The following is an 11102-nucleotide window of genomic DNA, read 5'->3' as shown; positions in this document are numbered from 1 at the left end:
GCCACTGCCGTCGTCATCAACAGTATGGATTTGTGACGCAATACGCCTTTCATGTGAATCCCCCCGGATATCCGCCAGCAGTGCATAGATTTTACTGAACGACGCGAACGCGCATTTTCGCTTTTACATTGCGAATTGCAGAAACAAAAGATGAAACTACAATTTTCTGCGAGTAATATTGGGTTTATTCGATAGCGCGCCCCGATGTACTTGCAACCAATAGATGCAGCAGCGCACAACCGAGAATTCGCGAAGCATGACCAAAAAAAACATTTTGCGCTTCAGCGAAACGCCAAAAAAAAGCGCGCCCTCCAGATGAAGGACGCGAAAGAGGTGCAAGCTCGCTCTGATCGAGGAACCCGAACGGCAGGTTCACAAGGCTCGACCAGATGCCAGTCGGCCATTCTTCCCGGAAAGCAACAATGATTGCAGGATCGGTTTTTATTCGTAGCTCGAAACGCATCGCTCCGAGAGTAACCGTTATCGCCGCTTCCGCGCTATCCGGACTGGTTGGCTGCCTATCGACCCCGACTCCCCGCGGTCGATAAGCAGCCCCCGCCCAATTTTTGCGCCAGCCTCCTAAGCCCCAACAGGCCGGCGATTATTTAGTGAACGCTCTAGTAGCGAAAAACAATTCCCCTATTCAGGGGGATAGTTCACAAAGAAAAACCAACCATTTTATCCAAAACTGACGTGTAACCGCCGGTAGAGATTAAAAAATTTCGTGAATCAGTTTGATATTTATTTGGAATTGGACCAAAATTTTTTAGTGTTATGTGTGAATTATCGCTTTTGAAGGGGAATTTCGCTCGGCAAACTCAAGAGAATCTTGAAATTGCGCGCGTCCTCCCGTTTAAGCTTGGATACATTCGCAATTTTTCGCTTCTGGAGATGCCTCACGTGTCATGTGCAAACTGGATGTTCGCTTTCCAGCGTCTTCTGGCGTTCAGAGCACTGATCGCGCTTTTCGCCATCTGCCAAGTCATCCATTTCACTGGCCCGGCTGATGCCGCACCACCCGCTGCGGCAACCATCACGCTGACTATTGTCGCTCCGAATGGAACGACGCGCGTGCTGAGCAGCGATGATTTCACGAAACTGCCGCAGAACAGCTTGCAAACCAACACCGCATGGACCGAAGGGCCGCAGAACTTCGACGGCGTATTGCTGCGCGATGTGCTGGCGACGGTGGGTGTCGACGGAACAGAGGCAGGCAGCCACTCGATTACGGTGCTTGCGCTCAACGATTACAGCATCAGCATTCCGCTGGAAGACGCCTATAAATACGACGTCCTTGTCGCGCACAAGATGAACGGCAAGGAGTTGAACCGGCGAGACAAGGGGCCATACTGGATCGTCTACCCGCGCGACCAGCATGAGGAACTGAACGATTCGCGCTATGATCACCGCTGGGCATGGCAGCTGAAGCAGATCGAGGTGAAATGAGATTAAAGCGGGGCTACATTCTTTCCGGCCTAGTCATGGTGGGGTTTGCGGCCCTGCTCGCTTATGCTTTCATTCAGCTTCTCGTCATCCAGAAATCGCTCGCTACCTATGTCGGCGAAAACATGGTCTGGGCCATCACCCAGACCGAGCGTGACGCCGGGCGTCTCGGCGAAACCGCGCTGACCCTGCCAAGCGGCAACACCAACACCGCCGATCTCTCACTCCGTCTCGACGTTCTCTACAGCCGTTTTGCGCTGCTGGCCGATGCCCCGCAGAAGAAATATTTCGCCCGCATTCCGGGCGGCGCCCAAACCATCCAGCGCAATGCGGACCGGCTTCCCGAGATCGAGGCGATGATCGATGCGGAGCCTGACAAATTCGATCCGATTGCCATCTATGAAGCGCTGGTTCCCATGCGCGAGGAACTGACCAAAGTTGCCAATGATGCGATGATACTGGAGCGTGACCGCGGCGGCGCGCAGCGCGACCAGCAATTGCAGTCGATCTATCTGATCATGTTCGCGGTACTGGGCATCATGGCCACTGGCGCCATTCTGTCATGGCAGGTATTTTCCAACATGCGCAAGGCCGAACGCGCCCACAAGGCGTTGCAGGAATACAAGCAGCAACTGGAACACACCGTCGCTGACCGCACCGCCGCCCTGCGCGAGGCACTGGAGAGTGAACGCAAGGCCAAAGAACTCTACAAGAGTTTCATCACCACGGTGTCTCACCAGTTCCGCACACCCGTATCGATCATCGACATCATCGCCCAGCGTTTCATCCGTCGCGCCGACGAGTTCACGCCCGAAATCATCGTCGACAAGGCAAAGCGGATGCGGAACGCCAGCCGCCGCCTGATCCTGCTTCTGGAGAGTACCGCCAATGCGGAACGTCTTGATGAGAACGGATTTCAGATCAACCGGCAACCAGTCGATTTCTCGGAACTGGTCCGCAATACCTGCGCCTATCATCAGGAGTTGCATCCGGAGCTGGAGCTGGTCACAAACATTCAGGACAGCGAGACCTTCTGTTATTGCGACGGCATTCTGGTCGAGCAGATTCTGGTCAACCTGCTTGGCAATGCCACCAAATACTCCCCTGCCGACAAGCCCATCGAGGTGACCACCGAAGAAGACGAAAACGGGTTCAGATGCATCGTCCGCGATTACGGTATCGGCATACCGGCAGAGGATACCTACCGCATATTCACGCGCTTTTTCCGCGCCAGCAATGCATCGCACATGGCAGGCACCGGCCTTGGTCTCAGCCTGTCGCGCGCTTTGGCCGAATTACACGGCGGAACGCTTGTCTTCACTTCGGTTGAAGGACAAGGTACGGTGTTCATTCTGACCCTACCAAAGGTGGCCCCGCATGCGACTACCTGAAACCCTCCCCATGCCGACCGTCCTCTGCATCGAGGATGAAGCCCATATTCTGGAAGAACTGATCGATGAACTGAGCACTTCGGGTTTCAACGCTGTCGGCGCGGCAAACGCGATCGAGGCGATGCGCGTACTGGACACGACGACGCCTGACATCATCATCTGCGATATATTGATGCCCGGCACCAACGGCCTGCAGTTTCTGGAACAGATTCGCGGCGCCCGCTCCGACCTAGCCGGAACACCATTTCTGTTCCTGACTGCTCTTGCCGACCGCAGCCACGAGCTGACCGGCAGAGAAGCAGGCGCTGACGATTATCTGACCAAGCCAATCGATTTCGACGTTCTTATCCTCACGATCCGCGCCAGGCTCAATCTGGTCGCTCGGGTGAAAGCCATATCCGCCCATCCGGCGGCAATGGAACTGGAAGGCGAGTTCATCCATCTTTCGCGCCGGGAAACCGAAGTGCTGAAGGAGATCGGGGACGGGCACAAAAATGGTGAAATCGCCCGCAAACTTGGACTATCGGAACATACAGTCAGCGACTATGTGAAGGCCATCTATCAAAAGCTGAGCGTCTCTTCTCGCGCCGAGGCAACCCGTGAAGCAATAAGGCGCGGTCTCGTCGACATGAGATAAGCGAGCAAGTTCAAACATATTTGTTTGGGGAGGACCGGCAATGATCTCGACAATCAGAAACCCCCAAACTACGGTTTGCGCATGAAGCAACCGGTTCGACGACGCGCTGTCTTCTTCATTGGCGGCTATGACCCTAAAACGCCCAAGGCGTTTTTCGGACGATTGAATAGAGAAATCAAAAGGTTCGAGGCACTCTGGGGCGTTCGTTCCGATGTTTCGGATGTCAGCATCTCGCCTGATTGCGAAATCGGCTCCGTGTCGATCAAAACGGTTCCTGCTGACGACGATTGGGACACCGAAACCGACTTTAATTTTCTCGTTCTGGACAGAATAGTGCTGGCGGATTTCGACCGCCCCCTGCCTGTCAGGCTGGCCAAATATCTTGTCGCTTTCGGCGATTTCGTCGTAACCGGCACAGCCTTTCGCTTCTTTACCAAGGCCTGGCGCTTCGGGCTCTATTTCCTCTACCCGTTTCTTGTGCTCGCTTTGTTTGCAGTAGCAGGCTATGCCGTGGCGCGATGGACTGTGCAATGGCTGGGCGCCGTCAGCTGGCTCCTCGGTCTGGTGGTTTTTTCCGCAGCGCTCACCGTTCTCGGCAAGCGGTGGTCAACCAACCATCTGATGGACCTATGGTCGTTTTCGCTCAATTTCATTCGGGGGCGGCGGCAGGATGCCGAATCGCTGATGCAGCGCTTTGCAGCCGGTATCGTCGAGCGCATCACGGCAAAACATTACGACGAAGTCATTCTGATAGGCCACAGCACCGGCGGCATGCTGATGCTGGACGTTGCCGCGCGCTGCCTTGCCATCGATCCGGAGTTCAGCAGCCGCGCGCCCAAAGTGACGGTCCTCACGCTTGGTTCAACCGCGCTCAAGGCAGGCTATCACCCTGCAGGCGGACACTTTCGCGAAGGCGTGCAACGGCTCGTGGACGACGGCAAGATCGACTGGGTGGAAATCCAGTGCCTGACCGATGCGATCAATTTCTACAAGACCGATCCGGTAGCCGAAATGGGCCTGAAGCGGGAGCCGCAGCGGCCCTTTCCTGTCACAAAGACTGTGCGGATGAAGGAAATGCTGCAGCCGGAAATCTACAAGCGTGTAAAACGGAACCTTTTTCGCGTGCACTATCAATATGTATTCGGAAATACGATGCCCTATTGGTATGATTTCTTTCAGATTTGCTGTGGGCCGATCTCGCTCCGGGCTCGAACAGATGACCGAATAATCGGTGCCCTGCCAAAGAAGGAAACTATTGCCGAATGACACCGACACTGGCCGCAATCGTCTGGGCTATAGGGCTTGTTGCCTGGGTCGTTATCCGCATTCCGCATCAGAGGCGCGCGCGAAAGATCAAGGTTGCGAACAATGCAAAAACGCTGGCCGATCGGCTGGCGCTGGGTGCGGCGAGCGTCGGCCTGTCGCTGATCCCTATTGTCTATGTCGCAACCGGCTTTCCCGCCTTTGCTGACTATGCTTTCCAGCCATGGCTGGCTTGGATCGGTCTGATTGTCGAGATCGCATTCCTCTGGCTTTTCTATGCAAGCCATCGCCAGTTGGGCAAGAACTGGTCCGTCTCGCTTGAAATCCGCCGCGAGCACAAGCTGGTGACGGACGGGCTTTACAAATATGTCCGTCATCCGATGTATCTGTCATTCTGGCTGTGGGCGATTGCCCAATTCTGCCTGCTACCGAACTGGTTTGCCGGTCTGGCTGGCCTTGTCGGCGTCGCTATCCTCTATTTCTATCGGGTCGATCACGAGGAGGCGATGATGCGTGCGACATTCGGCACATCCTATGACGAATATGCAAGCCGAACAGGCCGTGTCTTTCCAAAAATCAAGTTCTAGTGATTTGGCTGAAACGGATCGGCGCTCTAGATACCTGTTCCAGTATATCGCGTTCAAAGTCGTTTCATCGTTCTCGAACGTGCTCCAACGAGTAATCGAAGATGACTTCAAAGCCGAACAATTTCCGTCCGAAATCCTTGACCCGTCGCGGCCTGCTGTTTGCGGGGGCTGCATTTGCGCTCTACGGCAGCCCGGCACAGGCAGCGCCGAAAACGTCTTCCAGAATCTCGCCGGAAGCCGATGTCTATCTTCTGCGCGGTTTCGGGGACGTCTTCTCCACTGGCATCGATGAGATCGGCAAGCAGTTGCAGGCCAACGGAGTGGATGCGCATGTCGAGGGGCATCAGGCCTGGCGTTTCGTGCTGAACCGGATACTCGCCGATCAGCGAAAGAACCCACGCGCACCCGTGGTACTGATCGGCCATTCGCTCGGTGCCAATGCCGTCATCGACATTGCAACCGCGCTTGAAAAGAAGGGCATTCAGGTCACTTATATGGCCACCTTTGCGGCCACCGCGCCTGCCCCGCTGCCCGGTAATATAAAGCGTGTCGTGAACTTCTATTTCAAGCAGCATGGCTGGGGTCTGCCGCTCGCCGCCGGTCCCCGTTTCAAGGGCAACCTCAACAATCGCGACTTCTCAGGCATGAAGGATATCGGCCATTTCAACATCGAAAAGCAGCGCCCGCTTCAAGACGAGGTGGTTCGCAATGTGCTGAGCATCGTACGATCAAGATGACTTCAAAAGCCGTTTGGCGGAAGAGAATGGGAGTCGAACCCACCAAAGACCGTCTATCGGCCCCTCCCGGATTTGAAGTCCGGACATGCCACCGGGCATGCATCCCTTCCAGATATTGTTTTTATTACATAATTTCCGTTTTGGCAGTAGCCGGAAGCTTCGTTTTGCTACCCATTTGCTACCATTTCTATTTTCCCTTCTTTGCTACCGCATTACTGATCATGGCGTCAATCTGGGCGGCGGCATTGGCCTGCATCCCCGGCATGACATGCGAATACAGGTCAAGCGTGATCCCGATTGTTGAATGGCCGAGCCGTTCGCTGGCAATCTTCGGATGGACGCCAGCGGCAAGCAATTGCGTGGCGTGGGTATGCCGGAGGTCGTGGAAACGAATGCGGGGAAGGTCGAGACCCTTTATCAAGTCCTGCCATGCGTCAGTCAGCGCTCTGGGCTGGAGCGGTTTACCCTCATGGTCGGCAACAATGAAGTTATCGTCGGTCAGGCGTATTCCAAGCAGCAATAAGTTCTCTGCCTGCTTGGCGCGATGTGACTGCAATGTGGCTGCGACCGAGGCAGGAAGATCGACAACGCGTCCCTTGCCCGATTTTGGCTCTTTGTAGTGGGTTTCCTTATTCGTCTGCTCTGCGCTTTCGATGACCATCAGACGCGATCCAACGAAATCCACGTGCTTCCATCTGAGTGCGGCAATCTCCCCTCGCCTCAAGCCGCACATCACCGCCAGCAACACCGGAATGTGCAACCGCTTACCCTCGACCGCTTCAAGCAAAATCGCTGTCTGGTTGGCGTCATACGCGGCCATTGGCTTTCGATTGATCTTTGGAGCCTTGGACATTTCAGCGGGATTACTCGAAAGCAACTTCCACACAATGGCCTGTTTGAGAGCCATGACCAGAACGCGACGCATATGTCTCACGGTTGTGGGAGATAGACCACCCTTCCCATCATGGCGACCAGATACCATCGCCTTCGAAAGCGCGCTGTCGATGCGCTCAGTTTCGAGCTTATTCAGAATAGTGTTTCCGAGTGCAGGTATCAGCTTCTGGTCGCAAAGCTCAGCGTATCGCTCATGCGTTTTGTTCGACACGCTGGGCTTCACATGATCAAGCCACCGCTTGAGGTATTCTGCGACTGTCGTTTTGTCTGGATTGATATAGACACCGCCCTTAATTTCCGAGATCAACCTCGCACACTCTACCTGAGCCTCGCGCTTGTTGCCGTGGAAGGTATGCCACTTGCGACGGCGCTGACCAGTTTCAGGATCGGGAACGTCAAGCACAATTGCCCACTTACCGGGCGAGCGTTCGCGGATGTGGCCTTTCATTCTTCATCCTTCCATTTCTCAGCAGGCGGCTTCATGTTGTCGAACATGTAGAAAGCGGACACGATTGCCGATAAGATCGAACGGCATATGCAATCATTGCATATGTGATTTCGCTTAGTCTCACTTTTCGCTTTTTCTTTTATTCGACTTCCAGAGGGATAGCATTGCTTGAGTTGGGCTTAAATTTTGCGTGTCGCAAGCGTTTCTATATTCCTCGATTTCTATCAACGACTTTTCAATTTCTTCGTTGCCTTTCATCGACAAAATAGCGCCACGCATACGAGTGAATGCCTCGGCTATCTTTGATACGCTATCAAATATCTTGATCGCATCGGCTTCATTATCAGTCTGCTCGGCTACCTCAAGGGCAGCATTAAAAACATCGACATACCCGTTGGCCATGGGGATGAAATGTTCATCGGCAGCTATTCCGATTTGACATAACCTTCTCACGGCCTCCGATTTCGACCGAATTTTATTTTCCCAAGCCCAATCATCAATCGCCTTCATCTCAGACGGCGACATAAACATATTGAAACGCTCAGTCTTCTGCTCTTCCTGCTTCGGCTTATCCGACATCGGATTGTCCTTCCTGTTCACAAATTACGTAACCTACGCAGAAACAGGTTGCAAGACCGTTAATTTGTGTTATCAGTTCCTACGTAGGTTCATATGTTCATAGAAAGGAAAGATGTTGACCCTCGAAGAAGCACTCACAAAGCCGACCATCTCGGTAATTGATGCGGGAAAGCTATTTTTCGGCCTAGGGAGAAATTCAGCTTACGATGCTGCCAAGCGTGGTGATTTCCAGACAATCAGAGTTGGAGGCCGGATCGTGGTGCCGGTTGCGCCGCTGGCTGCAAGCCTCGGACTTCGCGCCAATATCGGAGGCGCATCACAATGACCCAGCAAACAAAAGGCCCGGCAACCGCGCCAACGGTTCCGAGCCATGGTTCAATCCGTTCAACAGGACTTAAGAACATGGATACGAATAGCACAGAAGCTCTTCAGGCTGCAAGCGAGCACCCGGAGCAACGCATTCGGCGGCTCGCCAAGGAGATTTCAGCGACACTGAACGATGTCGATGATTATCAGGTCATCATCATCTATCCATCCGCTGCGGCAGATTATCCCATTCAGATTTGCCTCGAAGGCGAATTTGCCGAACTGCTTCAAGCAGTCGTCACATTGCGGAAGGAACGGCGGAGGAGCGGACAATGATGCTCCTCCATTCATTCCGTAACCGCTGCTGGCAGTGGCTGGCGCTCTGGGCCTGTAGGCAGGCTGACCGTTCATATGAGGACTTCCTGCGGAGGTACGACCGATGAGCACTTTCCGCATTCGTATCAGCGCAGCACGGTTTGCTCTCAAGGCTTCCCGTTGGTTTGCCGAGTTCATTGCCCCGGAAATCACTGAAAAAGGGGATCGTGAATGACTTATCAACCTAGCCAGATAAAACGCGCCAGAGCGACGAAATCAGAGATTGAGGCACGCAGAAAGGAACTTCGGGAGATCGTTTTCTATGGAAAGCCTATGACCGTTCGGCAGGTATTCTATCAAGCTACGGTGCACGGGCTGATCGAAAAGACAGAGGCCGGTTATGCCAAGGTCCAGACCGATCTGACCATCATGCGCCGCACGGGAATGATGCCCTACGGATGGCTGGCAGATAATACCCGTTGGCAGCGTAAGCCGCAGACATTCAACAGCATCGATGCAGCACTGGAGGAGACAGCTCGCTTTTACAGAAAGAGCCTATGGAGCGATGCTGACGCGTATGTTGAGGTGTGGCTGGAGAAGGATGCACTGTCAGGCGTCATCATGCCGGTAACAGGCCTCTATGACGTTCCGCTGATGGTAGCACGTGGCTACGCAAGCCTATCGTTTTTACATAGCGCGGCTGACTTTATCGATGATCTGGAGGTACCCACGTACATTTATCACCTTGGTGATTATGATCCGTCTGGCGTCAACGCCGGTGAAAAGATCGAACAAACATTACGAGAGATGGCACCGAATGCGGAGATACATTTTGAACGGCTCGCAGTCCTTCCGCATCAGATAGACGCTTGGAGCCTCCCATCTAGGCCAACAAAAAAGACGGATAGTCGTGCGAAGAATTTCGAGAGCGATGTGTCCGTTGAACTAGATGCAATCGAGCCAGCCCGACTTCGACAGATCGTAGAACAAGCGATCAATATTCATTTGCCACAGGATGAGTTGAAAGTGCTCCTAGCCGCCGAGAATAGCGAACGGGAGATACTCACCCGGATGGTTGATGGCCTACGAGGTGATCTATGACAAACTTACCGTGGATGCAGATTTATATCGGTGATGAGTTCGCAGAAGCTGCGGCTCTCACTGCTGAAGAATATGGGGCGCATATGTTCTTGCGCCTTCACCAGTGGCGACATGGCGAGCTTCCGACAGACGACAATCGTCTGTGCCGCATAGCTCACGTGGATGCAGAACGATGGGACGCGGTAAAGGACGTTCTTGCCCCGCTGTATGATTATCTTTGGGTTCACAAACGCACCGCCGATATCCGCGCCGCATCGGAAACCAAGCACAAAAACCTATCTGAAAACGGGAAAAAAGGTGGCCGCCCAAGGAAGGAAGAAAAAGCCGATGAAAAGCCCGGCTTAAATTCGGCTTTCAATCGGCATAAAGCCGATGAAAAGCAATCACAATCACATTCACAACCACAATCACATTCAGATTTACAAACACAGCCACCGTCACAGCCAAAGTCAAATCATGGGGCTTTGGAGGATAAGAAAGAGGCGTCTACGTATGCGCACGCGAGTGGATCGTCAGAGCCTTTTCCTAAGCTAGAAAATCCAGAAGACGCCAAGGCATTTGTCAGGAAACTGGATTTGCCACCACGACACGTCACGACCGCAATTGAGCGCGTGATGGCGGGAACACTATTCCCGCGAATTGTCGACAACTGGAAACGCGAAGCGAGGGCAGCATGAGCCAGCTTGATCTTTTCGCCTGGGCCGACACCAAGCCGTCTAACGTCATCGATGCGATGCCGCACCTGATCCGAAAGGCGGCAATGGAAGTGATCTACAGCATTCCTAACAAGCAGGGTGACGGCAAAGTCGCCCGCCTTGAAGAAAGGAAACGGGCATGACCGATCAGAAGAACCCGCGAGTTATCGAGGCTGCTACTTGGCTGGCAAAGACCCCAGACCGTGACCGGCCATATCCGATCATTCCAGCGCTTCGACAGCGCTTCAGTCTGACCATGCTTGAGGCGACGGAAGCAGCCGCTGAAAGCGTACTAATCAAAGCGAGGGCGAACTGATGAAGCCGGTAAAGACCACTATCGAAGGCGAACAGGAAGAGCAGCGTAAGGCCGTCTGTGACGAGATCATTCACCGTGCTGCGTCAATGATGGTTGATGAGGTGGGTGCATCCATACCGATGATGCTCGACCGCGTATTCACGTTCGCCACCGCTCAGGCGTACATCATTCAGGGAAAGGAAGGTGCCGCCGCTATTCTGCGCGAGATGGCCAGCAATATCGACAAGGGTGCACTCGACTTCCTCAAACTAGACGAAGGGAGTGCGAAGCATTGAAATCGTTGATCGATGATGCTACATTATCACTCGAATTGATCGTTCCATCACCGGCTGGCCGGGATCACAACGACAAGTCACCTTCGGCAGTATCGGCTATCAAACCGAGCGCGAA

At 53.8% G+C, this 11102-nt stretch carries 16 protein-coding genes and 1 tRNA gene; 13 read left to right on the top strand and 4 right to left on the bottom strand.

The window, feature by feature from the left end; all coding sequences use genetic code 11:
* Nucleotides 1-184: 184 nt before the first annotated feature.
* Nucleotides 185-463 (bottom strand): hypothetical protein, encoded by a 279-nt coding sequence (locus CES86_RS17555; RefSeq protein WP_029928168.1) that lies wholly within the window; start codon nt 461-463, stop codon nt 185-187.
* Between the two features lie 428 nt (nt 464-891).
* Here CES86_RS17555 and CES86_RS17550 point away from each other — a divergent pair, with 428 nt between their 5' ends.
* From CES86_RS17550 to CES86_RS17525, 6 genes are all read left to right on the top strand, one after another.
* Nucleotides 892-1446, top strand: coding sequence for a molybdopterin-dependent oxidoreductase (locus CES86_RS17550; RefSeq protein WP_235691851.1), 555 nt, complete (start codon nt 892-894; stop codon nt 1444-1446).
* Nucleotides 1443-2834 carry a sensor histidine kinase gene (locus tag CES86_RS17545; RefSeq protein ID WP_029928170.1) on the top strand — a complete coding sequence of 464 codons (1392 nt, stop codon included), beginning with the start codon at nt 1443-1445 and terminating at the stop codon, nt 2832-2834. The genes CES86_RS17550 and CES86_RS17545 overlap by 4 nt, the downstream gene beginning before the upstream one ends.
* Nucleotides 2821-3471: a response regulator transcription factor gene (locus tag CES86_RS17540; protein WP_029928172.1), complete on the top strand. Its 651-nt coding sequence runs from the start codon at nt 2821-2823 to the stop codon at nt 3469-3471. The genes CES86_RS17545 and CES86_RS17540 overlap by 14 nt, the downstream gene beginning before the upstream one ends.
* Before the next feature lie 81 nt (nt 3472-3552).
* Entirely contained in the window at nt 3553-4737 is a 1185-nt protein-coding gene (locus tag CES86_RS17535; protein WP_029928174.1) for a hypothetical protein, read from the top strand.
* Nucleotides 4734-5321, top strand: coding sequence for a protein-S-isoprenylcysteine O-methyltransferase (locus tag CES86_RS17530; protein ID WP_029928176.1), 588 nt, complete (start codon nt 4734-4736; stop codon nt 5319-5321). Before CES86_RS17535 ends, CES86_RS17530 begins: the two co-directional genes overlap by 4 nt.
* Before the next feature lie 101 nt (nt 5322-5422).
* Entirely contained in the window at nt 5423-6058 is a 636-nt protein-coding gene (locus CES86_RS17525) for an alpha/beta hydrolase family protein (RefSeq protein ID WP_081861794.1), read from the top strand.
* A gap of 14 nt (nt 6059-6072) precedes the next feature.
* On the opposite strand, the gene CES86_RS17520 is transcribed toward CES86_RS17525, so the two are convergent.
* From CES86_RS17520 to CES86_RS17510, 3 genes are all read right to left on the bottom strand, one after another.
* Nucleotides 6073-6168 (bottom strand) — tRNA-Sec (locus CES86_RS17520).
* A 77-nt stretch (nt 6169-6245) separates the two neighbouring features.
* Nucleotides 6246-7400 carry a site-specific integrase gene (locus CES86_RS17515; protein WP_094515035.1) on the bottom strand — a complete coding sequence of 385 codons (1155 nt, stop codon included), beginning with the start codon at nt 7398-7400 and terminating at the stop codon, nt 6246-6248.
* A gap of 120 nt (nt 7401-7520) precedes the next feature.
* A complete protein-coding gene (locus CES86_RS17510; protein ID WP_094515034.1) occupies nt 7521-7979 on the bottom strand; it encodes a hypothetical protein in 459 nt (152 codons plus the stop codon).
* 112 nt (nt 7980-8091) lie between these two features.
* Here CES86_RS17510 and CES86_RS17505 point away from each other — a divergent pair, with 112 nt between their 5' ends.
* The 7 genes from CES86_RS17505 to CES86_RS17485 all read left to right on the top strand — a co-directional run bounded on the left by CES86_RS17505 (nt 8092) and on the right by CES86_RS17485 (nt 10987).
* Complete coding sequence (locus CES86_RS17505) at nt 8092-8304, top strand: hypothetical protein (protein ID WP_094515033.1); 213 nt, start codon at nt 8092-8094, stop codon at nt 8302-8304.
* Nucleotides 8301-8621 (top strand): hypothetical protein, encoded by a 321-nt coding sequence (locus tag CES86_RS17500; protein WP_094515032.1) that lies wholly within the window; start codon nt 8301-8303, stop codon nt 8619-8621. The genes CES86_RS17505 and CES86_RS17500 overlap by 4 nt, the downstream gene beginning before the upstream one ends.
* A gap of 210 nt (nt 8622-8831) precedes the next feature.
* On the top strand, nt 8832-9701 hold the full coding sequence (locus CES86_RS17495) for a hypothetical protein (protein ID WP_094515031.1): 870 nt from the start codon (nt 8832-8834) through the stop codon (nt 9699-9701).
* Nucleotides 9698-10378: a DUF1376 domain-containing protein gene (locus CES86_RS17490; RefSeq protein WP_094515030.1), complete on the top strand. Its 681-nt coding sequence runs from the start codon at nt 9698-9700 to the stop codon at nt 10376-10378. The genes CES86_RS17495 and CES86_RS17490 overlap by 4 nt, the downstream gene beginning before the upstream one ends.
* Nucleotides 10375-10539 carry a hypothetical protein gene (locus tag CES86_RS27580; RefSeq protein WP_167387125.1) on the top strand — a complete coding sequence of 55 codons (165 nt, stop codon included), beginning with the start codon at nt 10375-10377 and terminating at the stop codon, nt 10537-10539. The genes CES86_RS17490 and CES86_RS27580 overlap by 4 nt, the downstream gene beginning before the upstream one ends.
* On the top strand, nt 10536-10712 hold the full coding sequence (locus CES86_RS27575; RefSeq protein ID WP_167387124.1) for a hypothetical protein: 177 nt from the start codon (nt 10536-10538) through the stop codon (nt 10710-10712). Before CES86_RS27580 ends, CES86_RS27575 begins: the two co-directional genes overlap by 4 nt.
* A complete protein-coding gene (locus CES86_RS17485; protein WP_094515029.1) occupies nt 10712-10987 on the top strand; it encodes a hypothetical protein in 276 nt (91 codons plus the stop codon). Before CES86_RS27575 ends, CES86_RS17485 begins: the two co-directional genes overlap by 1 nt.
* Nucleotides 10988-11102: the final 115 nt, after the last annotated feature.

The sequence above is a fragment of the Brucella lupini genome, assembly GCF_002252535.1.
Lineage (GTDB): Bacteria > Pseudomonadota > Alphaproteobacteria > Rhizobiales > Rhizobiaceae > Brucella > Brucella anthropi.
The sequence above is the reverse complement of the archived record's forward strand: the minus strand, read 5'-3'. Positions and strand labels throughout refer to the sequence as shown.

What these genes read in the sequence shown, in the direction of transcription:
- CES86_RS17490 (WP_094515030.1), top strand. Translation starts at nt 9,698, where the DNA reads ATGACAAACTTACCGTGGATGCAGATTTATATCGGTGATGAGTTCGCA.
- CES86_RS17540 (WP_029928172.1), top strand. Translation starts at nt 2,821, where the DNA reads ATGCGACTACCTGAAACCCTCCCCATGCCGACCGTCCTCTGCATCGAG.
- CES86_RS17550 (WP_235691851.1), top strand. Translation starts at nt 892, where the DNA reads ATGCCTCACGTGTCATGTGCAAACTGGATGTTCGCTTTCCAGCGTCTT.
- CES86_RS17555 (WP_029928168.1), bottom strand. Translation starts at nt 463, where the DNA reads ATGCGTTTCGAGCTACGAATAAAAACCGATCCTGCAATCATTGTTGCT.
- CES86_RS17515 (WP_094515035.1), bottom strand. Translation starts at nt 7,400, where the DNA reads ATGAAAGGCCACATCCGCGAACGCTCGCCCGGTAAGTGGGCAATTGTG.
- CES86_RS17510 (WP_094515034.1), bottom strand. Translation starts at nt 7,979, where the DNA reads ATGTCGGATAAGCCGAAGCAGGAAGAGCAGAAGACTGAGCGTTTCAAT.
- CES86_RS17530 (WP_029928176.1), top strand. Translation starts at nt 4,734, where the DNA reads ATGACACCGACACTGGCCGCAATCGTCTGGGCTATAGGGCTTGTTGCC.
- CES86_RS27575 (WP_167387124.1), top strand. Translation starts at nt 10,536, where the DNA reads ATGACCGATCAGAAGAACCCGCGAGTTATCGAGGCTGCTACTTGGCTG.
- CES86_RS17525 (WP_081861794.1), top strand. Translation starts at nt 5,423, where the DNA reads ATGACTTCAAAGCCGAACAATTTCCGTCCGAAATCCTTGACCCGTCGC.
- CES86_RS17545 (WP_029928170.1), top strand. Translation starts at nt 1,443, where the DNA reads ATGAGATTAAAGCGGGGCTACATTCTTTCCGGCCTAGTCATGGTGGGG.
- CES86_RS27580 (WP_167387125.1), top strand. Translation starts at nt 10,375, where the DNA reads ATGAGCCAGCTTGATCTTTTCGCCTGGGCCGACACCAAGCCGTCTAAC.
- CES86_RS17485 (WP_094515029.1), top strand. Translation starts at nt 10,712, where the DNA reads ATGAAGCCGGTAAAGACCACTATCGAAGGCGAACAGGAAGAGCAGCGT.
- CES86_RS17500 (WP_094515032.1), top strand. Translation starts at nt 8,301, where the DNA reads ATGACCCAGCAAACAAAAGGCCCGGCAACCGCGCCAACGGTTCCGAGC.
- CES86_RS17495 (WP_094515031.1), top strand. Translation starts at nt 8,832, where the DNA reads ATGACTTATCAACCTAGCCAGATAAAACGCGCCAGAGCGACGAAATCA.
- CES86_RS17505 (WP_094515033.1), top strand. Translation starts at nt 8,092, where the DNA reads ATGTTGACCCTCGAAGAAGCACTCACAAAGCCGACCATCTCGGTAATT.
- CES86_RS17535 (WP_029928174.1), top strand. Translation starts at nt 3,553, where the DNA reads ATGAAGCAACCGGTTCGACGACGCGCTGTCTTCTTCATTGGCGGCTAT.